Source organism: Pseudomonas sp. 50_B, from assembly GCF_017491625.1.
Taxonomy (GTDB): domain Bacteria; phylum Pseudomonadota; class Gammaproteobacteria; order Pseudomonadales; family Pseudomonadaceae; genus Aquipseudomonas; species Aquipseudomonas danubii.
In genome coordinates this window covers 160,685-181,772 of record NZ_JAFGYX010000010.1, presented here as the reverse complement: position 1 = coordinate 181,772, position 21,088 = coordinate 160,685, and the positions used below count along the sequence as shown (strand labels likewise).

Genomic DNA, 21,088 nt, shown 5'->3' with positions numbered 1-21,088 from the left:
CCTGAACAGAAGAATCCGGCGTCCCGCCAGGGCCGCCGGATTTTTTTTGTCGCGGTTCAGCCTCCCAGGGTGCCGCTGGTATCGGCATCGAAAACCGCCTTGGCTTGTTGGGCCAAGGGGCTCAGCAGGCTCAACAGCGTCGCTGCGTCATAGAGCTGGTGGGCTGCCAGGTTCGCCGGGGTGGGGTCGATGGGAATCAGCACTTCGGCATCGGCTGCGTGCAGCCAGATCGCCGTCACCTGCAACGCCGGAATGAACAGCAACCTCAATTCGCAGGATTTCCCCTGCAGCAGGGGTGCCTGTTCCGCCAGGTTCAGGGCACTGATGGTGGACGCCGCCAGAACGCCGTGATTGAGCGCCGCGAACTCGACCTTGCCGGCCACTTCCGTCAGTTGCGCATCGGCGATGGATACACCGCCGGCGAACACCAGGTAATGCCAGTCCCCCGTCGTGGCCTGGTCCAGGCCCTTGCCGTTGGCCAGGTCCTCCAGGCCGAGGGCGTAGCCGCGAAATGCCTGGGACAGGCTCAGGGTGCCGGCATTGGCAAAGGCGCGGTTGACGCCGAAACCCTGGGTGCGCAGGGCTGCCTGCAGTGCCGGGTGCAAGGTCTGGACGCCGTGGGTGGGCGCCTTGGGGTAAGTCAGTTGCATGACGCCTCCTAGTTTTTCCGGGTGAAGTAGGTGTGGGTCCAATTGCCGCCGCCGTTGTAGGAACCGGGGAAGCTGTTAAGGGCACGGGTCGAGTAACCGAAGATGGAGTCGGCGACCAGGATGTAGCTGCCATCGGTGCCGTAGATCGTCAGGAAATGCGCGCCGCCGCCATACCAGGCGCAACGCAGGCCGACGGGACGGCCCATGCCGAGCTGGTTTTCGATGGCCGGCATCTGCATCCGGTTTTCCCGCATCCCGCCATAACTGCGGGTGGTTCTGAGGGCCGAGTCCAGGTAGCCGTAGACGTTGCACGGTCCGGGCTGGCTGCAGCAGGAGTTGCGGCCCAATTCGGCATTGGCCACCCCGCACTGGGTCCAGGAGCCGGTGCCGTAGTAGTTGCCGACCGATGCCGACAGTGCCGCCCAGCACCAGTTGCTCTGGGTTTGCGGCTGCACGCTGAAATTGAGTCGGGCGCCGGCCTGGGGGGCCGCCTCGGCGCGTGGGTCGATTTCAGCCAGTTGCGGATCGATCAGCGTACCGGCCAGGCATTGGGGCAGGGCCTGCGGGTTGCCGGTGGGGGTCAAGGTCGTGCTTAACATGTTCATCCTCCATGAGTGAAAACCAGCCTCCGGCTGGTGTCGCTGTGGCATCTGGGCTACAGCAAGTTGCCGGACCCGGCGCTGGGTGCTGCGCGGCGCCAGCCTCGATGGCGTGCGCTGGCCGGGTCTGCAAGCAACCTTAGATGAGGTATGCGTCAATGCAATTTAATTATGCGTTTATGCATTGTGGCGGACGTGAATGTCCCTGATAAGGGGGGCGTCCACAGTCGGGCCCGGTCCGGGTTGTGACCCCTTGTCGAGTGCCGAGTGAGGCTAGACGTCGATGATCACCAGGGTGCCGTGGCTGCCGGGCAGTACGCTATGGGCCTGGCCGGCTTGCACCAGGTACATCTGGCCGGCCAGCACTTCGACAGTGGCCTGGCCAATGCCCAAGCGCAGGCAGCCCTGGGTCACCAGCAGGCCTTCGTTGTAGTCGTGGATTTCTTCCGGGTAGGGCGCCTGGTCCATGCGCAGGACCTTGATACGGGCCGCGCCGACCTGGCCCACCAGCGAGGATTGCCAGGGACCGGGCAGTTGCTGGGACAGTTGCTCGAAGGACAGCAAGGGCATGGTGGAACTCCGAAAGGTCAGTGGTGGTTCGCTCTGCTTTCGGTGGTCCGGTCAAGCATCGGGAGGATGTCGGCTTCTAGAATTCGTCCATCAGCAGTACGCGGCATTCGCGGGCTTGGAAGGCGTTGATCTGTGGTACCAGGCGGGTGAAGTGTTCGGTGTTGCAATGAGCGTCGAGGGCGGCGCGGTCCGGCCACTGTTCGACGAAGATGAAGTGCCCGGGGTCTTTCTGATCGACGAACAGATCGTAGGCGATGCACAGCGGCTCCTGGCGGGTTTTTTCCACCAGTTCGGCGTACCACGGGCGCACGGTTTCCAGGTGTTCGGGCTTGATGAAGTCTTCAGCGATAACCTTGAGCATTCCAATCTTCCTTGTGAGTCGCCAGGCTCCCCAGGTAGCCGGGGAGGCCTGGACAGGCGTGCTTAAGCGGCGGCTTGGGTATTGGGTTCGAAGCTGTCGGCCCGGGCCAGTTGCCACATGCGCGAGTAGAACTCGCCGTTGACTTCGCCGGTGAGCAATTCGCCGGGCTTGAGGAACACATGCAGTTGGGAGAACAGCTTGATCTCGGTGGCCGACATGCGTCGCACCAGGTGCTTGGCTTCCAGTTGCGACGGGTGCTGCAGGCCGGCGGCGGCCAGCATCTCGGCCAGGGCCTTGAGGGTGTTGCGGTGGAAGCTGTACACCCGCTGGGCCTTGTCCGGCACCACCAGGGCACGCTGGCGCAGGTTGTCCTGGGTGGCGACACCGGTGGGACATTTGTTGGTGTGGCAGCTTTGTGACTGGATGCAGCCGATGGCGAACATGAAGCCCCGGGCCGAGTTGGCCCAGTCGGCGCCGATGGCCAGGACGCTGGCGATGTCGAAGGCACTGACGATCTTGCCGCTGGCACCGAGCTTGATCTTGTCCCGCAGGTTCAGGCCCACCAGGGTGTTGTGGACGAACAGCAGGCCTTCGCGCATGGGCGCGCCGATGTGGTCGGTGAACTCCACGGGGGCTGCGCCGGTGCCGCCTTCCTTGCCGTCGACCACGATGAAATCCGGGAGGATGCCGGTTTCCAGCATGGCCTTGGCAATGCCCATGAATTCCCACGGGTGGCCCAGGCAGAACTTGAAGCCCACCGGCTTGCCGCCGGACAGCTCACGCAGTTGCTGGATGAAATGCATCATTTCGATCGGGGTGGAAAATGCACTGTGGCTCGACGGCGAAATGCAGTCCTCGCCCATGCGGATGCCGCGGGTGTCGGCAATTTCCTGGGTCACCTTGTGCTTGGGCAGGATGCCGCCATGGCCCGGCTTGGCGCCCTGGCTCATCTTGATCTCGATCATCCGCACTTGCGGGTTCTGCGCCTGGGTGGCGAAGCGCTCGGGGTCGAAGCGGCCGTCGGCGGTGCGGCAGCCAAAGTAGCCACTGCCCAGTTCCCAGGTCAGGTCGCCGCCGTGTTCACGGTGATAGGGGCTGATGCTGCCTTCACCAGTGTCGTGGGCAAAGTTGCCGAGCTTGGCACCCTGGTTCAGGGCACGGATGGCGTTGGCACTCAGGGAGCCGAAGCTCATCGCCGAGATGTTGAATACCGAGGCCGAATAGGGCTGGGTGCATTGCGGGCCGCCGACGGTGACCCGAAAGCTGCTGGGGTCGCTCAAGGGCGCCGGGCGCATGGAGTGGCCGATGAACTCGAAGCCCGACTGGTAGACATCGATCAGGGTGCCGAAGGGTTTGTCGGCGCTTTCATTCTTGGCCCGCGAGTACACCAGGGAGCGCTGGGCGCGGGAAAAGGGCAGGGCGTCGCTGTCGGATTCCAGCAGGTATTGGCGGATCTCCGGACGTATGCCTTCCACCAGGTAGCGGATGTTGCCCAGGATCGGGTAGTTGCGGCGTACCGCGTGGGGACTTTGCAGCAGATCGAAGATCCCCAGCAGGCTCAGCAGGCCGGTGACCAGGGTGAATGGCCAGAGCCAGTCGTGTTCGAGAAAGGGCAGGCTGGCGAGGGTGAATATCACGCAGGCAGCAAAGAAGGCGTAGCGGCTCAGAAGTGACAGGCTCATACGGTTTCCTTGGTTCGGACTCATCAGGTCAATCAGGCACCGGGTGCCTTGATAACGGGTAATCGACAGCGACACCGAACGGCTGAGACGGTGGGCTGCACAGGCATTTCTTATAGGAATTCACGGCTGTGTCAGAGCGTTGCAGCCCAGCATACTGGCCCGCTGGGGCCTTACGGGCAAGCCTGAATGGGGGGATCGAGGCAGGACTTAGACCATTGTTGCAGAATCTTATTGCGATAAGTTCTCGTTTAAAGAGGGTTTTATTGTTACTGTATAACACTGTTTTTCACCCCAGCCGCTGGAGACTCCGATGAAACCCAACATTCACCCTGACTACCGCCCCGTGCTGTTTCACGATACTGCCGCCGACGTGTTTTTCCTCATTGGCTCTACCGTCGATACCGACCGCACCTACCAGCACAGTGATGGCCAGACCTATCCGTACGTGACCCTGGATGTGTCCAGCGCTTCGCACCCGGTGTACACCGGCCAGCAACGCAAGACCCAGTCCGAAGGCCGTATCGCTGGCTTCAACAAACGTTTTGCCTCCTTCGGTTCCAGCGGTAAAGCCGCTGCCAAGTGAGGTCATTGGCCTCCATTCTCGCCGCCGTCCGTTGGAGCTCTTCCAGCGGACGGATGGTATTAAAAAGCCATCATTCCCCTCGGAAATGCTTCTACGCTTGAATCAGGCAACAAGGATCAGTGTTGCCAGTGAAAAGAATGAAGGACATGTGCATCGATGTTGACCCGAGGTGTCTCATGGGTGAGCTGAACGTTGCCACAGTCACACGCCAGTCCGAGGTTCTGTTGGTAGACAGCCAGGACGCGATCCTGCAACGCCTGCACCAACTGCTCAGTGCCCATTCCTACGTGCTGCACCTTGCCCACGACGCCAGCGAAGCCCTGAAGGTCATGGCCACCCGGGAGGTGGACCTGGTAATCAGCGCCGCCCATCTGCCGCAGATGGATGGCCCGTCCCTGCTGGCGCGCATTCATCAGCACTATCCGGACACTACGCGCATCCTGCTGACCGGTGACCCGGACCTGAAACTGATCGCCAAGGCGATCAATGAAGGGGAAATCTACCGTTACCTGAGCAAGCCCTGGGATGACCAGGAACTGCTGCTGGCCCTGCGCCAGGCCCTGGAGCACCAGCATTCCGAACGTGAGCGCCAGCGCCTGGAAGCTCTGACCCAAGAGCAGAACGCTGAGCTCAAGGCCCTCAATGCCCTGCTGGAAAAACGCGTCGCATCGCGCACCGCGGAGCTGCAACAAACCGCCGACATGCTGGACCTGGCCTATGAGGAGCTCAAGCACAGCTATGCCACGGGCGCCGAGCTGTTCTCGCTGCTGGTGAACCAGCGTCTGCCGAGCGACAAGCAGACTAACCGCCGGATCATCGATTTGGTGCGTGCCTACTGCAAGATCCACGGCATCGACGCCGTGGCGCAGCGCGACCTGGCCATGGCCGCGGCCCTGCACAACATCGGCAAGCTGAGCTGGAGCGACAGCATGATGGTCACTCCGGCCGATTGGTTGCACCACCATGAGCGTGAACGCTATCGGGCCTATCCGGCGCAAAGCGAATCGCTGCTGATGACCCTGGAACCGGTGCAGGATGCGGCGCGCCTGATCCGCCATCACCAGGAACACTGGGATGGCAGCGGCTTTCCCGATCACCTCAAGGGCGAGGCGATTCCCCTGGGCTCGCGGTTGCTCAAGCTGGCGGTGGATTTTATCGAACTGCAGTGCGGGTTGATTCTCGAACGGCACATGAACAGCGACGAGGCCCTGGTGTTCATCCGTAAATACGCCGGCCGGCTGTACGACCCCGAGTTGGTGGAGGGGTTTATCCAAGTGTGTTCTGTGTACCTCAGCGATGTGACCCTGGGCGACCCTTCGGTCAAGGTCCTGGGCACCCGGGAGCTGGCGGCGGGCATGCTGCTGGCGCGCAACCTGAATGCCGACAACGGCATGCTTCTGCTCAACGCCGGCAAGGTGCTGAGCCAGCCTCTGGTGGACAAACTGATCGCCTTTGAAACCATGGAAGGCGCCCGTTACAGCGTGTTCGTCAAGCTGGCGCGATAGCCGCAGTCGGGCACCTGAGAAACGCCCTGGAACGACGGGAAATATACCGCTGGCGGATGACGACCCGCTGCCGGGCATGTGATCCTTGCGCCTTCGTTCTCAAGGTGTCCAGGTCCCCATGTCGCTGCCCTCCGCCGTTGCACCCTCCGTCATTCGTATCGCCGCCGCCCTGTTGCTGGGGGCCGATGGCCAGACCCTGCTGGTGCGCAAACGCGGCACCCAGGCCTTCATGCAGCCTGGCGGCAAGATCGAAGCCGGCGAGCCGCCGGTGCTGGCCCTGGTCCGAGAGTTGGAAGAGGAACTCGGCCTGCGCATCGATCCGAGCCAGGCCTGCTATCTGCAACAGTTTTGCGCACCGGCCGCCAACGAGCCCGGCCATGTGGTGCAGGCGGAGGTCTTTCTTGTTCGCATCGACATTGCGGTGACTCCGGCGGCGGAGATCGAGGAGGTGCGCTGGATCGATCCGGCCAGCGATGGTGGTTTGTTTCTGGCGCCGTTGACACGGGATCTGATCTTGCCGTTTTATCGTCAGGCCCAGGCGAGCCTCGCCTGACCTCCCGTTGCCAAGGACTGCCATGATCCCACTTCACGACTACCTGATTTTCGCCGCGGCCTCGTTGCTGATGGTGCTGACCCCAGGCCCGAACATGATCTACCTGATTTCCCGTTCGATCTGCCAGGGGCGCAAGGCCGGGGTGACGTCGTTATTGGGCGTCGTGATGGGCTTTTTCGTCCACCTGTTTGCCGCTGCACTGGGCCTGACCGCGATCTTCATGGCGGTGCCCATGGCCTATGAAGTGCTCAAGTGGGCCGGTGCCCTGTATCTGCTTTGGCTGGCCTGGCAGGCGCTCAAGCCTGGCGCGCGATCGCCGTTCGAAGCCCAGCAGTTGCCGCTGGACTCGCCCCGCAAGCTGGTGATCATGGGGTTTCTGACCAGCGCCCTGAACCCCAAGATCGCGGTGTTCTACCTGTCGATCTTTCCGCAGTTCATTCATCCCGAGCACGGATCGGTGTTTTCCCAGAGCCTCATTCTCGGCCTGACCCAGATCAGCGTGAGTTTTTCGGTGAACCTGCTGATTGCCCTGTTCGCCGCAGGCATTGCCTCCTGGTTCGCCAGCAACCCCACCTGGCTTTCGGTCCAGCGTTACTTCATGGGGTTCGTGCTGGCGGGGCTGGCGGTGCGCTTGATGTTCGAACAACGCCGTACCAACTGAACATGACGGACTGACGATCCCGCATGAACCTGCAGATCCGACACCTGACTCCTGACGATGCCGCGCAATACCGGGCCTTGATGCTCGAAGCCTATGAGCGCCATCCCCAGGCGTTCACTTCCAGTGTCCGGGAGCGCGAGAAGCTGCCCCTGGCCTGGTGGGGTGCCCGTCTGGATGGGGAGCTGGACCTGATGCTGGGAGCCTTTGACCGAGGGCGGCTGGCGGGGATCGTCGGCCTGGCCTTCGAGCTGCGGGAAAAGGCCCGGCACAAGGCGACCCTGTTCGGCCTTTACGTCACGGCCGAGCAACGCGGCAGCGGCCTGGGTCGACAGCTGGTGCAGCATCTACTGGCCGAGGCGGCGGGGTACGAAGGCCTGCGCCTGGTGCAACTGACGGTGACGGCGGGCAATGACGCAGCGCTGTCCGTGTACCAGCGCTGCGGCTTTGTCCAGTTCGGGCTCGAACCCCAGGCGGTGTGCGTGGGGGAGGACTATCTCGACAAGATCCACATGTGGCGCGAAGTGCCACGCTGATCCTACTCGCTGGCCTGCCGGCGCCGCATGAGGGGTGGCGCTCAGCGTACAGCGCTGACGCCGTCCAGGGTCGAGAACGAGGTGTCCTTGGCGGTCAGCAGGAAGTCACGCATGTAGGGCGCGTCCAGCATGTCGGCGCGAATCGCTGCGTACAGGGTGGCGAACAGTCCCTTTTCACCCAGTCGCTTGGCCTTCACGTAACCCCGTGAGCTGTATTCATGCAGGGCCCAATGAGGCATGCCGCACACCCCGCGGCCGCTGGCCACCAGCTGCATCATCATCACCGTCAGTTCCGAGGTGCGGACCTGCGCCGGTTCGATGTCCGCCGGTTCCAGGAAGCGGGTGAAGATGTCCAGACGATCCCGCTCCACCGGATAGGTGATCAGGGTTTCGTTCAGCAGATCTTCCGGGACTATGTAGGGCTTGCTTGCCAGGGGGTGCTGGTTGGCCACCGCAAGCATGGCTTCGTAGGTGAACAGCGGCACATAGGTGATGCCGGCCAGTTCCAGGGGATCGGAAGTCACCACCAGGTCCAGGTCACCCCGGGCCAGCGCTGGCAGCGGTGCAAAGGAGAAGCCCGAGGCCAGGTCCAGTTCCACTTCCGGCCAGGCGTCGCGGAACTGGTCGATGGTGGGCATCAGCCACTGGAAGCAGCTATGGCACTCGATGGCCATGTGCAAGCGGCCGGCGGTGCCGCCGGCCAGGCGGGCAATGTCCCGTTCGGCGCCGCGCAGCAGCGGCAGGGTGGCATCGGCCAGTTGCAGCAGGCGCAGGCCAGCGCTGGTGAAGCGCACCGGCTTGGTCTTGCGCACGAACAGCGGCATGCCCAGGCGCTCTTCAAGTTCCTTGAACTGGTGGGACAGGGCGGACTGGGTCAGGTGCAGGCGTTCGGCGGCTTCAACCAGGCTGTCGGCTTCGCGCAGGGCGTGCAGGGTCTTCAGGTGACGGATTTCGAGCACCAGGATCTCCATGAGTAAATTTTGTGATCAACACGAAAAGGTTGAGTTTGTCTCATGTTGCCCGAGCTGTCGACAATAGCGCCATCTTTGACAAGGAGGCGCTTTCCCATGGCACTGGCCCACACCCTCGGTTTTCCCCGCATCGGCGCTGACCGCGAACTGAAAAAAGCCCTCGAAGCCTACTGGAAGGGCGACCTCGATCAGGCTGCATTGCAAGAGGTCGGTCGCGAGCTGCGGGCTCGGCACTGGCAAGTGCAAAAAGACGCCGGCATCGACCTGCTGCCAGTGGGCGACTTTGCCTGGTACGACCAGGTGCTCGGTCACTCCCTGACCTTCGGGGTGATTCCCGAGCGTTTCGACGGTCTTCGCGATGCCCAGGGCCGTCCGACCCTGGACACTCTGTTCGCCATGGCCCGTGGCGCCAGTGCTGGCTGCTGCGGGGAGCAGGGCCAGGCGCAATACGCCCAGGAACTGACCAAGTGGTTCGACACCAACTACCACTACCTGGTCCCCGAGTTCAGCGTCGACCAGCCGTTCCAGCTGAGCTGGGAGCAACTGTTCGACGAAGTCGAGCAAGCCCATGCCCTGGGTCATCAGGTCAAGCCGGTGATCATCGGCCCCTTGACCTACCTTTGGCTGGGCAAGGCCAAGGGCAATGCATTCAACAAGCTCTACCTGCTGGAGCGCCTGTTGCCGCTGTACGGCGAGATCCTCAACCGGCTCAAGGCCCAGGGCGTGGAGTGGGTGCAGATCGACGAGCCGATCCTGACCCTCGACCTGCCCCAGGAGTGGAAGAGCGCCTTCGAGCGGGCCTACCACATCCTCCAGTACTCGCCGCTGAAAAAACTGGTGGCCACTTACTTCAGCGGTTTGGAAGACAACCTCGGCCTGGCGGTGGGCCTGCCGGTGGACGGCTTGCACATCGATGCGGTGCGGGCGCCGGAACAACTGGGCCAGGTCCTGGACCGGCTGCCGACCTACAAGATTCTTTCCGTGGGCCTGGTCAATGGGCGTAACGTCTGGCGCTGCGAACTGGAACAGGCCCTGCAGCAGTTGCAGGTGGCCCAGGAGCGTTTCGGCGACAACCTTTGGGTCAGCAGCTCCTGCTCCCTGCTGCACAGCCCGGTGGACCTGTCCCGGGAAGACCAGCTGGATGCCGAACTGAAAAGCTGGCTGGCCTTTGCCGTGCAGAAGTGCGGCGAGATTTCGGTCCTGCGTGATGCCCTGAACGATCCCCAGGGCCCGGCGGTGCAAGCGGCCCTGGCGCAAAGCCGGAAGGTCCAGGCCAGTCGTGCCCAGTCCCCGCGGATTCACAAGGCCCAGGTCCAGGCCCGGATCAAGGCCATCAGCGCCGCCGACAGTCAGCGTCAGTCGCCCTTTGCCCAACGTATCGAACAGCAGCGAGCGCGCCTGCAATTGCCGGTCTTTCCCACCACCACCATCGGCTCTTTCCCGCAGACTGCATCGATCCGCCTGGCGCGCCAGGCCTACCGGCAGGGCAAGCTGTCGCTCAACGACTACACCGATGCCATGCACAGCGAGATCCGCCACGCAGTGCAGATCCAGGAGAGCCTTGGCCTGGACGTGCTGGTCCACGGTGAAGCCGAGCGCAACGACATGGTGGAGTACTTTGCCGAGCAACTCGACGGCTACCTGTTCACCCGCTTCGGCTGGGTCCAGAGCTACGGCTCGCGCTGCGTCAAGCCGGCCATCATCTACGGCGACCTGAGCCGGCCCCGGGCCATGACCGTGGACTGGATCCAGTACGCCCAGAGCCTCACCGACAAGGTCATGAAAGGCATGCTCACTGGCCCTGTGACCATGCTCATGTGGTCTTTCCCCCGGGAAGACGTATCGCGCAAGGTCCAGGCCCAGCAACTGGCGCTGGCCCTGCGCGATGAAGTGCAGGACCTGGAACAGGCCGGGATCAAGATCGTGCAGATCGACGAGGCGGCGTTCCGCGAAGGCCTGCCCCTGCGCCGCGCGCAATGGCAGGAATACCTGGACTGGGCGGTGCAGGCCTTCCGCCTGAGCGCTTCGGGTGTGCGGGACGAAACCCAGATCCATACCCACATGTGCTACAGCGAGTTCAACGATGTGATCCAGTCGATTGCCGCCATGGATGCCGACGTGATCACCATCGAGACTTCCCGTTCGGACATGGAGTTGCTGCAAGCCTTCGAAGCCTTCGACTACCCCAACGACATCGGCCCGGGGGTGTATGACATCCACTCGCCACGGGTGCCGGACACTGCCGAGATGGTCAAGCTGATGAGCAAGGCGGTCAAACGCATTCCCGCCGAGCGACTGTGGGTCAACCCCGATTGCGGCCTGAAGACCCGCGCCTGGCCGGAAACCGAAGCGGCCCTGGTGAACATGGTGGCCGCGGCCCGCCAGCTGCGCAGCCAGCTGGCCTGAAAGCCGGTAGAAACCTGCTTGCCGACGAAGGCGATCATCAGCTCCACCTCGTCGGCAAGCGAGGCGTCGCCCGAGCGCCCCTAAGCGATGACCGCTGGGCGGGCTTCATCAAACTGTCACGCAACTGTGGCAGCGCGAAACATCGAAGTTCATCAGACTCGCGCTCTACTGGGGTTCTGCGTTTCGGTGTTTTCCATGCGGGCAAGATTGTTTTCCACTGTCATCCTGCTGGCCGGGCTTTTGCTCGGCCAGCTGTCTTTTGCGGCCGCGCGCTGCGATGTCAACGTACCCACGCAACGGGTCGACCTGGCGCAGGTGAGCCTGGCCTACCAAAGCATCGGTCGAAGCTCCGATCCGGCATTGCTGCTGGTCATGGGCCTGGGTGGGCAATTGATCCACTGGCCGGACGAAGTCGTGGAGGCCTTGTGTCAGCAAGGGTTTCGGGTGATTCGATATGACAATCGCGACGTCGGCCTGTCCACCTGGCGCCAGGCTCCGGCCAGCGCCAACCTGACCTTCGAAGTGCTGCGCTACAAGCTCGGCCTGCCCGTGGCTGCGCCTTATACCCTGAGCGACATGGCCGATGATGCCCTGGGGCTGATGGATGCCCTGCACATCGAGCAGTTCCATGTGCTGGGGGCGAGCATGGGCGGCATGATTGCCCAGCATCTGGCGGCCATGGCGCCACAACGAGTCGAGAGCCTGACGCTGATCATGACCAGCTCCGGGGCCCAAGGCCTGCCGGCGCCGAACGAGGCGCTGGTGCAATTGCTGTCCCGGCGCAATGCACCGAACCGCGAAGCGGCCCTGGAGCAGCAGGCGGACCTGCTGGCGGCCCTGGGCAGCCCGAAGGTCGCGGATGACCGTCAGGTTCTGCTGCATCAGGCTGCGTTGTCCTATGACCGGGCGTTCAACCCGGAGGGCGTCAAGCGTCAGATCATGGCGATCCTCGCCGAGCCGAGTCGGGTGGCCTTGCTCAAGCAACTGCGGGTGCCGGCCCTGGTGGTGCACGGCACCGCCGATCCGCTATTGCCGGTGATGCATGGGGTGCACCTGGCGGCGCAGATCCAGGGCAGCCAGCTGAAGCTGATTCCGGGGTTGGCCCATCGTTTCCAGGACGCCTTCAAGGCGCCTTTGCTGGCGGCGGTGCTGCCATACCTGCAAAACCATCGCGAAGACACTTCCCACTGGGCCCAGATCGAACCGCTGGAAGTGGGGCGCATGCTCTGAGCCAAGTCTCAGCGGATAGATTTTCGCTTGCAGCTTGTCGCTGTTCGCGTCAGCGAACAATCTTGTCTACCTGAATGCCGAGCTTTTTCAGGCGGTACCAGAAGCTGCGTTCGGAAATGCCGATCATCTGTGCCGCGGCCGCCTGGACGCCGTTGCTCTGGTGCAGGGCCGCGAGGATGTAGGCCCGCTCCACTTCGGCCAGGGCCGCGTCCAGGTCGCTGGGCACTTGTGGGCCAACGCTGAGGGCCACGCTGCCCTCGGTGCCTGCTGGCGGGGTGTCGAACAGATAGCCTGGCAGGTCACTTTCTTCGATGACCGGGGCGCGGGCGACGATGGTGGCTCGCTCCACGCAGTTCTGCAGTTCGCGGATGTTTCCTGGCCAGCTGTAGCAAGCCATGGCCTGCAGGGCCTGTGGGCTGAAGCCCGTGATGCGCTTGCCGGCGGTGGCCCCCAGGCTGTGGGCGAAGTGGCGGGCCAGTGGAGCGATGTCCTCGACCCGCTCGCGCAGCGCTGGCAAGGGAATGGGGAAGACATTGAGGCGGTAGTACAGGTCCTCGCGGAACTCCTTGTTGGCCACGGCTTCCAGCAGGTTCTTGTTGGTCGCGGCGATCACCCGCACATCGACCTTGCGCTCCCGGGGATCGCCCACCGGCTCGATCACGCGTTCCTGCAGGGCGCGGAGGATCTTGGCCTGCAAGGCCAGGGGCATGTCGCCCACTTCATCGAGAAACAGGGTGCCCTTGTCGGCCTGCTGGAAGCGTCCGACCCGGTCCGCCACGGCGCCGGTGAAGGCGCCCTTGCGGTGGCCGAACATCTCGCTTTCCAGCAAGCCTTCGGGAATGGCCGCGCAATTGACGGCGACAAAGGGTTTGTCCGCGCGATTGCCGTGCTTGTGGATGGCCCGGGCGACCATCTCCTTGCCGGTGCCGCTTTCTCCGGTCAGGAGAATGGTGGCGCTGCTCTCGCGTACCGAGTCCACCGCCTGCAGTACCTGGCGAAAGGCCGGGCTGTCGCCCACCAGGCTGTCGAACTGCTGGTGCTCGTCGAGCTCGGCGCGCATGCGCTGGTTGTCTTTGAGGATGTCGCGAAACTGCAGGGCCTTGCTGACGGTGATGTCCAGCTCATCGATATCGAAGGGCTTGGCAATGTAGTCGTAGGCGCCGTTGCGCATGGACTGCACAGCGTTCTTCACCGTGCTGTAGGCGGTCATCACGATCACCGGCAGGTTCGGGTAGCGCTGCTTGATTTCCGCCAGCAGCTGGGGCCCGTCCATGCCCGGCATGCGCCAGTCGCTGATCACCAGGTCGATGTCTTCCTGCTCCAGCACCTTGAGGGCGTGCAGGCCATTGCTTGCCGTGAACACCTGGATGCCGTTCTGGCTCAAGGCCGAAGACAGCAGGTCACAGAGTTTGGGTTCGTCATCGACCACCAGCAGGTTATGCGTCATCAGTGTCCTCGTCGTCCTCTTCACCGTTGGCCGGAATGTACAGGCTGAAGGTGGCGCCGGCATCTTTTTCGCTGACGCACTCGATGTGGCCGTCATGGCTTTCCATGATCGAAAAGACTTTCGCCAGGCCCAGGCCGGTGCCCGAGGCCTTGGTGGTGACGAAGGGGGTGAAGATGCGTTCCAGCATGTCCGGCTCGATGCCCTGGCCGGTATCGCTGACGCTGATGATGGTTTCGTCTTCCTGCTGGGCGATGCCCAGGGTCAGGCGGCCGCCCTCGGGCATAGCGTCGATGGCGTTGAGGATCAGGTTCAGGCAGGCCTGCTTGAGCTGCCGGGCATCGGCATGGATGGTCGCACCCGGTGCCTGGTCGTCGATCCGCGCTTCGATATTGTGGGTCGCCAGTTCCGGGGTGCAGAAGCCCAGCAGTTCCTCGACCAGCGGGCGTGCCGCCTGGGTGGCACGAATGGGCGCGCTGGGTTTGGCGAAGTCGAGAAAGTCGGTGATCAGGTCGTTGATCCGGCTGACTTCACTGATCACGTATTCCAGGTGGCGCTTGTCGTTTTCCGGCAGGTTGGCCCGGCGGTGCAGCAGTTGGGTGGCGGTCTTGATGATGCCCAGCGGATTGCGGATTTCATGGGCCAGGCCCATGGCCACCTCGCCCAGGGCGTGCAGGCGATCGCGACGGCGCAACTGGCCCTCCAGGTGCTGCAGTTCTCCCAGGCGCTCGCTCATGTGGTTGAAGGTGCTGCTCAGCTCCGCCAGTTCGTCGCCACCGATCACCGGCACCCGCTGCCGGTAGTCACCGGCGATCACCGCCTGGACGCCCTTGGACAGGCCCCGCAGCGGCCGCGTCAGGCGTTGCGACACCAGCCAGCCGACACACAGCGAGGCGGCCGAGCTGAGGAGGAAGATCAGGATGAACAGGTTGCTCTGGTTAACCAGGCCCACCAGGCTGCTGTGGCGCAGCAGGCCACTGAAAATCACCCCCACCAGGTCGCCGCTGTCGTTGAAGATCGGCCGGTACAGGCCGCTGTAGCGGCTGGTGAACTGCTCGGTGGGCTGGCGGGTGGCGCGCAGGATGTCTTCGATCTTGTGCGGCACTCGGGGGGGATGGTCCTCGAAGCGCTGGGTGGCGAAGATCTCCGAGAAATCATCGGCCTTGGCCAGGTACAGGCGCAGGTCCAGGGAGTGCACATCGGCCACGCTGGTGAGGAAGCTGGCGTCCAGGTAGGTGGCGATCAACAGCTGGTAGTCGACCCCGTCGAGCTGGGTCTGGAAGGTCGAGACCACCGCCCCGGTGGCCACGCCACCCACCTGGATGGTCTGCAGGACGGCGTTGGAAGCGGTGCTGATCTGCCCTACCACGTCGTCCGCGGCGGTGGTGAACATCACCTTGTGGTCGCTCTTGCGGATCAGCGCCACCACGTCGATGCCCATGGAGTCGGCAATGTCGGCGGTGAGCTTGTCATGCTTGGCTGCATTGCGGTCCGAGGGCGGACGCGTATAGCGCAGGAACAGCTGGGCGATCCGCGCGTTGTCATGGAGGATCTCGGTGATCTCGTCCTCGACGATCTTGGTGGATTCCTGCAGCCAGATGCGCACGTTGCTGTCGAAAATCTCCGACAACGTGGTGGCCGCCAGCTCCGCGGCAATCATGGTGGGAATCACACTGACCAGCCAGAACGCCAACACCAGCTTGCGCTGCAGGCTCCAGCGGGAGATGGCAAAAGGGCGGGGCGGGCGACGATCTTTTCTGGTCATGTACTTTCGCTTATTGCAGCAGCCATGGCGGGGTCGGAGCGATCCGGACGGACAAAGCGTTTTATCACCTTGAGCAGGGCATTGAGCAAGGGATTGCGATGCCTGAAAAACAACATGTTACCGGTGAACTGGCAACCCAGGCGCAACTTGCTGGCGTAACCGGCCTGACCACACTCGTACAGGGGAATGTGCTGCTGGATACAGTAGTCGACGTTGGCCAGCCAACTGCGGAAGTACAGATTGTGCTCACGGGTGACGTTCAAGTCGTGGGCGAAGAATTTGTCGATCAGCCGATGCTGGTCGATGAGTACCAGGTTGAAGGCCACCAGTTGGTCCTGGACCCAGTACAGGACGCAGGCGGCGCGCTGGTCCAGTTGTTCGAGAATGCCGGTGAAATAGGCCGCCGGCAGGCGCTCGAACTGCAGGTCGCTGCGTTCCAGGGTGGCTTCGTAGAGGCGCATGATGTCGGGCAGCACGTCGTCGATCTGCCGCCGCCACTCGATGCGCGGCGCCGGTGCGCGCAGCTTGCGCCGCAGGTCCTTGCGAGTGGACTTGCCCAGGGTGCCAAGATAGGCGTCGATCGAGGCGAAGGGCACCGGCAGCAGCGCGCTGGGCAGGCTCGGCATCGCCTGCAGGCCGGCGGCCCGGCAACTGGCGGCCCATTGCGGGTCGCTGCTGGGGGCATCCTTGACCGCCATCAGGCCGATGCCGAAGTTGTCGGCGTCACGCCGGGCCAGTTGCAACAACTGCTCCAGCAACGCCTGACGACGTTCCAGGGGAACATGGCTGGCGGTGCCGGCACTGCACTGTTCGGCCACGGGCGAGCCGATGGCGTACAGGCGCAGCTCCAGGGCACCTGGCCACTGGCGTGCCAGGCGTTCGGTGAAGCGTTTGGCCAGGCCGGAGACCGTGGTGTCGAGCCGATACTGAGTCGTGAAGGCCGGCGCCACCGCCACCAGGGTCGAGCCCTCGTAGATCGCCAGGTAGCGCCAACGGAAATCGGCGATGGCGGCTTTTTCCACGGCCAGGTAGTAGTCCCAATCCTCCAGGGCGTCTGGAAAACAGTCATTCCAGGCGCTGCGTTCAATGGCCTGGATGGTGGAATAGGCTTGGGCGGTAATCACGTCTCTTCCTTAAGTCATGCCAGCTGGCGGTAGTCTTCGCGCACCGCAGGTGCAACCACTCGCTGCTCGATGAAGTCCACGCTCAACTCGATCACCCGCTGGTATTGCAGGTCCACGGTGATCATGTGATAGCAGTTGTCCAGGAGGATCTTGGTCACCGGGCCGCCGAGTTTGCGCTCCACATAGTCGGCATTCCACGGACTGGTGATGTCGTCCTCGCTGGAGTGCAGTACCAGGGCCGGGGTCATGATCGAAGGCATGCGTTTCTTGACCACGGCGTTCATCCGGTGCAACTCGCGCACCGTCACGCCCTCCATGGTCAAGAGGCCCGCATCGCTGCTCTGGCCGGCTTTCATCTGTTTCTCGACAATGGCCCGCAGGCGTTCGTTCTTGATGCCGTAGGGCGGCTTTTCCTCGAAGCGGCAGATGTGCACGCCGAAGGGAATCTTCATCAGCAACGGGGTGAGGAACGCCAGCTTGTTGATGCTCCAACCGTCGTACTTGAGGGTGGTGGAATACATCAGCAGGCCGCTGATCTGCCCCGGATGCTCGGACGCCAGGTACATGGACATCACGGCGCCCATAGACAGACCGCCGACGAACACTTGCTCGTGACGCTGTTGCACGCCGACAAAGGTCTTGCGCACGCCCTCGTACCAGTCCTGCCAGCCGGTGGCCTGCAGGTCGCTGTTGTCCCCGCAGTGCCCGGGCAGGGTCGGAACGTACACCGTGCACGTTCCGTCCTTGGCCAGGCCCTGGGCCACCCGACGGAGTTCCGTCGGGGTGCCGGTCAGGCCGTGGATCAACAAGACCCCGACCGGACCCGTGCCGAGAACGAAGCCGGCGTCGCCTTCGCCCAGATCGATCTCAGCGGCGCTCATCGCTTCATGGCCCGATCCAGCAGGCGGTCCAGCAGTGCGATGCCCAGATCGATTTCCGCGTAGCTGATTTCCAGCGACGGGGCCAGGGTGATGACGTTCTTGTAGTAGCCGCCCACGTCGAGGATCAGGCCCAGGCGCTGGCCGTCGATCTCGATGTCGCCCTTCATGCCTTCCTCGACCATGAAGTCCAGGGTCGCCTTGTCCGGGGTGAAACCGTCGGTGGTGCAGATTTCGCAGCGCAGCGCCAGGCCCAGGCCGTCGACATCGCCGATGATCGGGTAGCGCTTCTGCAGGTCTTGCAGGCCGGCCAGGAAGTACTTGCCCTTTTCCATGACCATCGCGCCGTAGTCGATCTCGCTGGTCATCTTGAACATTTCCAGGCCCACGGCGGTGCCCAGCGGGTTGGAGGCGAAGGTGGAGTGAGTCGAGCCTGGCGGGAATACGCCCGGGTTGATCAGCTCTTCACGGGCCCAGATGCCGCCCAGCGGGTTGAGGCCGTTGGTCAGCGCCTTGCCGAACACGATCACGTCGGGTTGGACGTCGAAGTGTTCGATGGACCACAGCTTGCCGGTGCGATAGAAGCCCATCTGGATTTCGTCCACCACCATCAGGATGCCGTGCTGGTCCAGCACCTGCTTGAGCTCGCTGTAGAAGTTCATCGGCGGGATCACGTAGCCGCCGGTGCCCTGGATCGGCTCGACGTAGAAGGCGGCGTATTCGCTCTGGCCGACTTTCGGGTCCCACACGCCGTTGTATTCGGTCTCGAACAGGCGGGCGAACTGCTGCACGCAGTGGCTGCCGTACTCTTCCTTGGTCATGCCTTTAGGGCCGCGGAAGTGGTACGGGAACGGGATGAACTGCGCGCGCTCGCCGAAGTGGCCGTAGCGGCGACGGTAGCGGTAGCTGGAGGTGATCGACGAAGCACCCAGGGTACGACCGTGGTAGCCGCCTTCGAAGGCGAACATCAGGCTCTTGCCGTTGGTGGCGTTACGCACCACTTTCAGCGAGTCCTCGACCGACTGCGAACCGCCGACGTTGAAGTGCACGCGACCGTCGAGGCCGAACTTCTTCTTGGCGTCCACGGCAATCATTTCCGACAGCTCGATCTTGCCTTTGTGCAGGTACTGGCTGGCAATCTGCGGCAGGGTGTCGATCTGTTGCTTGAGGGCATTGTTCAGGCGCGGGTTGGCGTAGCCGAAGTTCACCGCCGAGTACCACATCTGCAGGTCGAGGTAGGCCTGGTCGCTGGTGTCCCAGACGTAGGAACCTTCGCAGCGGCTGAAGATGCGCGGGGGTTCGATGTAGTGAACGGTATCGCCGTAGGAGCAGTACTTGGCTTCTTTTTCCAGAAGGATCTGGTCTTCGGCGGTCGCGATGCGGATATCAGACATGGTGGAAGAGTTCCTGGGTTTCAAGGGAGAAATGGGTCGCGTTGGCCGCGTTGTTCGGCAGTTTTGCCAACAGCGCCGGCAGTTCGGCGAAGGAGTCGAACCGAGCGTGAGGAATCTTGTTGCGTTCGCAGTAGTCGGCCAGGCGATCCTTGGCGAAGACGAAGTCGGCGGTGGTTGCCACGCACATGTCCGACTGGCCATCACCGATCACCAGCACGCGTTTGCCCCGTGGCGTGGATTTGCACTTGCAGTTGCCGGAGGCGGCGCGGCAGGCGTCGCTGGCGTAGGGAAAGTCGATGCGCCAGCTGTTGTGGTCGACCTGGCGCAGGCGGTTGGCGAGGATCGGCAGCAGGGTCACGTAGTTGCGTGCCAGGATGCGGGCGATGCCTTGCTCGATGCCGTCACTGACCACTTCAATGGAAGCGCCCAGGCCGATCACGTGATCGACGAAGTCGGGGAAGTCCGGGTCGATTTCGACACTGTCGAAGTAGCCCAGCAGTTCGGCGGGCGAAGCCTTGACCAGAGCCAGTTGGCGACTGAGGCATTCTCGGGAGCCGATGTGACCGTCCAGCCATTCCTGTTCTATGCCTTCCCAGCTCGGGTCGGCGAAGCGTTGGAGAACGTTATCGATCACGTCGGCGCGGGAGATGGTCCCGTCGAAGTCACATACGATATGCCAGTGCATCATCTGCTGTTACCTGTTGAATAAGAGCGCTGTTTGCGCTTGCGACAGGGGTAGAGCAGGGACTGTGCCAAGTTGCGAAAACCCAGCAGGGCTGGGCCTCTGGCGAGGGCGGCGGGAGATTTGTAGCGTTCTTGCTACAAATTTTGTAGGTCGCTACAAACAACATCAGTGCTTGCGTTCCAGGGGCGCTCTGATGATTGATGCGCGCATGTTCAGACAAGGAAACTCATTCATGCCTCGGCTTTCTTCCCCTGCTTTGCTCGCCGGTCTGCTGTCGCTGACCGTTGCCTGTAGTGCCTTTGCTGATTCCGACATCACGGGCGAACTCGGTCTGGGTGTCGGCTACCAACCCCATGACCCCACGGGCAGCCGCTATGAGACTGTGCCGCTGCCGTACCTGGATCTGGACTGGGGCGATGTCAGCCTCAGTACCGACGACGGCCTGACCTGGGATGCATTCAAGGGCAATGGTTTCAGCGCCGGCCCCTATCTCAACTACCTGCAGGGACGTAACGCCGATGGTGAGCTGCGCGGCTTGCGGGATGTGCGCGACATGGCCGATGTCGGGGCTTTCGTGCAATACGCCCCGGACGACTTCTGGCGGGTGTTCGCCGCCGTGGGCCAGGCCGTCGGCGGTGCCGGTGGCCAGGGCGGCATGCTGGGCAAGGTCGGAGGGGAGATCGGCTATCCCTTGGGCATGGGCATCATCGGCAGCAATAACCTGACCCTGCACTTTGCCGACGCCCGCCAGAGCCAGACCTTCTTTGGCGTCAACGCCAAGGAAGCCCTGGCTTCGGGCATTGATCGCTACAGTGCCGGCGGTGGCCTGCAGAACTTCAGCCTGAGCCAGAACATCCAGGTGCCGCTGGGCAACAACTGGTCGCTGGTGGCCAGCGCCAGCTGGATCCGTCTGGTCAACTCCGCAGCGGACAGCTCCATTGTTCGTCAGCGGGGCGAAGTCAACCAGGGCCAGGTGCAGACCGCCGTCAGCTACAAGTTCTGAGGCGCGTTGCCGCAGGTCGCCCCCGGCCTGCGCAGCCCTCACCTCCCTGGGGCATTCGGCAGAGGGCCCTCAGGCCTCCTCGCCCTCGGCCAAGAGGGCAATCCCGCCGATGATCACCAAGACCCCGACCCAGTGCAGCAGGCTGATCTGTTCGCCCAGGCCCAGCCAGGAGCCCAGCAGCACCACGACAAAGACCAGGGAGCTCAAGGGGAAGGCCAGGGACAGGCTGCTGCGACGCAAGATCAGCATCCACACGAAAAACGCGCCGATATAGCAGGCAATTGCCAGCAACACGCCCGGATTGACGGCTACCGCCGCCAGCCATTGCAGGTTGAAATCCATCTGCCCCAATTGGTCGCCGCCAACTTTGGTAGCGATCTGGCCGGCGCTCTCGAAGCCGATCAGCAGGGCCCAGAGCACGATGGTGCCCAGACGCTCGTGCAGCCAGCCGTGGGAGGTGTTCGAACTCATGAAAGGTTTCCTTCTATTCG

The 21,088-nt window shown here is 63.0% G+C and carries 21 protein-coding genes; 8 read left to right on the top strand and 13 right to left on the bottom strand.

Annotated features, from left to right (window positions below; all coding sequences use genetic code 11):
- Positions 1-56: 56 nt before the first annotated feature.
- From J5M73_RS16390 to J5M73_RS16370, 5 genes are all read right to left on the bottom strand, one after another.
- Entirely contained in the window at positions 57-650 is a 594-nt protein-coding gene (locus J5M73_RS16390) for a hypothetical protein (protein ID WP_102860447.1), read from the bottom strand.
- Between the two features lie 8 nt (positions 651-658).
- The gene (locus J5M73_RS16385) at positions 659-1,249 is read right to left on the bottom strand and encodes a papain-like cysteine protease family protein (protein ID WP_102860448.1); all 591 of its coding nucleotides are present in this window, start codon (positions 1,247-1,249) and stop codon (positions 659-661) included.
- Between the two features lie 273 nt (positions 1,250-1,522).
- A complete protein-coding gene (locus J5M73_RS16380) occupies positions 1,523-1,819 on the bottom strand; it encodes a cupin (RefSeq protein WP_102860449.1) in 297 nt (98 codons plus the stop codon).
- Positions 1,820-1,895: 76 nt separating this feature from the next.
- Entirely contained in the window at positions 1,896-2,180 is a 285-nt protein-coding gene (locus J5M73_RS16375) for a putative quinol monooxygenase (RefSeq protein WP_102860450.1), read from the bottom strand.
- 62 nt (positions 2,181-2,242) lie between these two features.
- Positions 2,243-3,862, bottom strand: coding sequence for an FMN-binding glutamate synthase family protein (locus J5M73_RS16370; protein ID WP_102860451.1), 1,620 nt, complete (start codon positions 3,860-3,862; stop codon positions 2,243-2,245).
- A gap of 310 nt (positions 3,863-4,172) precedes the next feature.
- Here J5M73_RS16370 and J5M73_RS16365 point away from each other — a divergent pair, with 310 nt between their 5' ends.
- The 5 genes from J5M73_RS16365 (at position 4,173) to J5M73_RS16345 (ending at position 7,697) form a co-directional block, all read left to right on the top strand.
- Positions 4,173-4,445 (top strand): type B 50S ribosomal protein L31, encoded by a 273-nt coding sequence (locus tag J5M73_RS16365; RefSeq protein ID WP_102860452.1) that lies wholly within the window; start codon positions 4,173-4,175, stop codon positions 4,443-4,445.
- Between the two features lie 176 nt (positions 4,446-4,621).
- The gene (locus J5M73_RS16360) at positions 4,622-5,950 is read left to right on the top strand and encodes an HD domain-containing phosphohydrolase (protein ID WP_102860453.1); all 1,329 of its coding nucleotides are present in this window, start codon (positions 4,622-4,624) and stop codon (positions 5,948-5,950) included.
- 118 nt (positions 5,951-6,068) lie between these two features.
- The gene (locus tag J5M73_RS16355; RefSeq protein ID WP_102860454.1) at positions 6,069-6,503 is read left to right on the top strand and encodes an NUDIX domain-containing protein; all 435 of its coding nucleotides are present in this window, start codon (positions 6,069-6,071) and stop codon (positions 6,501-6,503) included.
- Between the two features lie 22 nt (positions 6,504-6,525).
- Positions 6,526-7,164, top strand: a complete 639-nt coding sequence (locus tag J5M73_RS16350) for a LysE family translocator (RefSeq protein WP_102860455.1) — start codon at positions 6,526-6,528, stop codon at positions 7,162-7,164.
- 23 nt (positions 7,165-7,187) lie between these two features.
- Positions 7,188-7,697: a GNAT family N-acetyltransferase gene (locus J5M73_RS16345; protein ID WP_180988508.1), complete on the top strand. Its 510-nt coding sequence runs from the start codon at positions 7,188-7,190 to the stop codon at positions 7,695-7,697.
- Between the two features lie 41 nt (positions 7,698-7,738).
- Here J5M73_RS16345 and metR read toward each other — a convergent pair whose 3' ends face one another.
- Positions 7,739-8,656: a transcriptional regulator MetR gene (gene metR / locus J5M73_RS16340; protein WP_102860993.1), complete on the bottom strand. Its 918-nt coding sequence runs from the start codon at positions 8,654-8,656 to the stop codon at positions 7,739-7,741.
- A 108-nt stretch (positions 8,657-8,764) separates the two neighbouring features.
- On the opposite strand from metR, the gene metE reads away from it, so the two are divergent.
- Together metE and J5M73_RS16330 are read left to right on the top strand one after the other, a co-directional pair.
- On the top strand, positions 8,765-11,074 hold the full coding sequence (gene metE / locus J5M73_RS16335; RefSeq protein ID WP_207815876.1) for a 5-methyltetrahydropteroyltriglutamate--homocysteine S-methyltransferase: 2,310 nt from the start codon (positions 8,765-8,767) through the stop codon (positions 11,072-11,074).
- 195 nt (positions 11,075-11,269) lie between these two features.
- Positions 11,270-12,304, top strand: a complete 1,035-nt coding sequence (locus tag J5M73_RS16330; RefSeq protein WP_102860457.1) for an alpha/beta hydrolase — start codon at positions 11,270-11,272, stop codon at positions 12,302-12,304.
- Between the two features lie 49 nt (positions 12,305-12,353).
- Here J5M73_RS16330 and J5M73_RS16325 read toward each other — a convergent pair whose 3' ends face one another.
- Genes J5M73_RS16325 through J5M73_RS16300 form a run of 6 tightly spaced genes read right to left on the bottom strand, consistent with a single transcriptional unit; the run spans position 12,354 to position 19,597 of the window.
- Positions 12,354-13,751: a sigma-54 dependent transcriptional regulator gene (locus J5M73_RS16325; protein WP_102860458.1), complete on the bottom strand. Its 1,398-nt coding sequence runs from the start codon at positions 13,749-13,751 to the stop codon at positions 12,354-12,356.
- Positions 13,741-15,513 carry a HAMP domain-containing sensor histidine kinase gene (locus J5M73_RS16320; RefSeq protein ID WP_102860459.1) on the bottom strand — a complete coding sequence of 591 codons (1,773 nt, stop codon included), beginning with the start codon at positions 15,511-15,513 and terminating at the stop codon, positions 13,741-13,743. The genes J5M73_RS16325 and J5M73_RS16320 overlap by 11 nt, the downstream gene beginning before the upstream one ends.
- Positions 15,510-16,637, bottom strand: a complete 1,128-nt coding sequence (locus J5M73_RS16315; RefSeq protein ID WP_102860460.1) for a GNAT family N-acetyltransferase — start codon at positions 16,635-16,637, stop codon at positions 15,510-15,512. The genes J5M73_RS16320 and J5M73_RS16315 overlap by 4 nt, the downstream gene beginning before the upstream one ends.
- A 14-nt stretch (positions 16,638-16,651) precedes the next feature.
- Positions 16,652-17,518: an alpha/beta fold hydrolase gene (locus J5M73_RS16310; RefSeq protein ID WP_102860461.1), complete on the bottom strand. Its 867-nt coding sequence runs from the start codon at positions 17,516-17,518 to the stop codon at positions 16,652-16,654.
- Positions 17,515-18,909 (bottom strand): aminotransferase class III-fold pyridoxal phosphate-dependent enzyme, encoded by a 1,395-nt coding sequence (locus tag J5M73_RS16305; RefSeq protein ID WP_102860462.1) that lies wholly within the window; start codon positions 18,907-18,909, stop codon positions 17,515-17,517. The genes J5M73_RS16310 and J5M73_RS16305 overlap by 4 nt, the downstream gene beginning before the upstream one ends.
- Positions 18,902-19,597, bottom strand: coding sequence for an HAD-IB family phosphatase (locus J5M73_RS16300; protein ID WP_102860463.1), 696 nt, complete (start codon positions 19,595-19,597; stop codon positions 18,902-18,904). Before J5M73_RS16300 ends, J5M73_RS16305 begins: the two co-directional genes overlap by 8 nt.
- 229 nt (positions 19,598-19,826) lie before the next feature.
- Between J5M73_RS16300 and J5M73_RS16295 the strand changes: the two genes are divergently transcribed.
- On the top strand, positions 19,827-20,597 hold the full coding sequence (locus tag J5M73_RS16295; RefSeq protein WP_240322041.1) for a MipA/OmpV family protein: 771 nt from the start codon (positions 19,827-19,829) through the stop codon (positions 20,595-20,597).
- A gap of 69 nt (positions 20,598-20,666) precedes the next feature.
- Here J5M73_RS16295 and J5M73_RS16290 read toward each other — a convergent pair whose 3' ends face one another.
- Entirely contained in the window at positions 20,667-21,068 is a 402-nt protein-coding gene (locus J5M73_RS16290; RefSeq protein ID WP_025129629.1) for an EamA family transporter, read from the bottom strand.
- Positions 21,069-21,088 lie beyond the last annotated feature (20 nt).

What these genes read in the sequence shown, in the direction of transcription:
- J5M73_RS16390 (WP_102860447.1), bottom strand. Translation starts at nt 650, where the DNA reads ATGCAACTGACTTACCCCAAGGCGCCCACCCACGGCGTCCAGACCTTG.
- J5M73_RS16385 (WP_102860448.1), bottom strand. Translation starts at nt 1,249, where the DNA reads ATGTTAAGCACGACCTTGACCCCCACCGGCAACCCGCAGGCCCTGCCC.
- J5M73_RS16380 (WP_102860449.1), bottom strand. Translation starts at nt 1,819, where the DNA reads ATGCCCTTGCTGTCCTTCGAGCAACTGTCCCAGCAACTGCCCGGTCCC.
- J5M73_RS16375 (WP_102860450.1), bottom strand. Translation starts at nt 2,180, where the DNA reads ATGCTCAAGGTTATCGCTGAAGACTTCATCAAGCCCGAACACCTGGAA.
- J5M73_RS16370 (WP_102860451.1), bottom strand. Translation starts at nt 3,862, where the DNA reads ATGAGCCTGTCACTTCTGAGCCGCTACGCCTTCTTTGCTGCCTGCGTG.
- J5M73_RS16365 (WP_102860452.1), top strand. Translation starts at nt 4,173, where the DNA reads ATGAAACCCAACATTCACCCTGACTACCGCCCCGTGCTGTTTCACGAT.
- J5M73_RS16360 (WP_102860453.1), top strand. Translation starts at nt 4,622, where the DNA reads ATGGGTGAGCTGAACGTTGCCACAGTCACACGCCAGTCCGAGGTTCTG.
- J5M73_RS16355 (WP_102860454.1), top strand. Translation starts at nt 6,069, where the DNA reads ATGTCGCTGCCCTCCGCCGTTGCACCCTCCGTCATTCGTATCGCCGCC.
- J5M73_RS16350 (WP_102860455.1), top strand. Translation starts at nt 6,526, where the DNA reads ATGATCCCACTTCACGACTACCTGATTTTCGCCGCGGCCTCGTTGCTG.
- J5M73_RS16345 (WP_180988508.1), top strand. Translation starts at nt 7,188, where the DNA reads ATGAACCTGCAGATCCGACACCTGACTCCTGACGATGCCGCGCAATAC.
- metE (WP_207815876.1), top strand. Translation starts at nt 8,765, where the DNA reads ATGGCACTGGCCCACACCCTCGGTTTTCCCCGCATCGGCGCTGACCGC.
- J5M73_RS16330 (WP_102860457.1), top strand. Translation starts at nt 11,270, where the DNA reads ATGCGGGCAAGATTGTTTTCCACTGTCATCCTGCTGGCCGGGCTTTTG.
- J5M73_RS16325 (WP_102860458.1), bottom strand. Translation starts at nt 13,751, where the DNA reads ATGACGCATAACCTGCTGGTGGTCGATGACGAACCCAAACTCTGTGAC.
- J5M73_RS16320 (WP_102860459.1), bottom strand. Translation starts at nt 15,513, where the DNA reads ATGACCAGAAAAGATCGTCGCCCGCCCCGCCCTTTTGCCATCTCCCGC.
- J5M73_RS16310 (WP_102860461.1), bottom strand. Translation starts at nt 17,518, where the DNA reads ATGAGCGCCGCTGAGATCGATCTGGGCGAAGGCGACGCCGGCTTCGTT.
- J5M73_RS16305 (WP_102860462.1), bottom strand. Translation starts at nt 18,909, where the DNA reads ATGTCTGATATCCGCATCGCGACCGCCGAAGACCAGATCCTTCTGGAA.
- J5M73_RS16300 (WP_102860463.1), bottom strand. Translation starts at nt 19,597, where the DNA reads ATGATGCACTGGCATATCGTATGTGACTTCGACGGGACCATCTCCCGC.
- J5M73_RS16295 (WP_240322041.1), top strand. Translation starts at nt 19,827, where the DNA reads ATGCCTCGGCTTTCTTCCCCTGCTTTGCTCGCCGGTCTGCTGTCGCTG.
- J5M73_RS16290 (WP_025129629.1), bottom strand. Translation starts at nt 21,068, where the DNA reads ATGAGTTCGAACACCTCCCACGGCTGGCTGCACGAGCGTCTGGGCACC.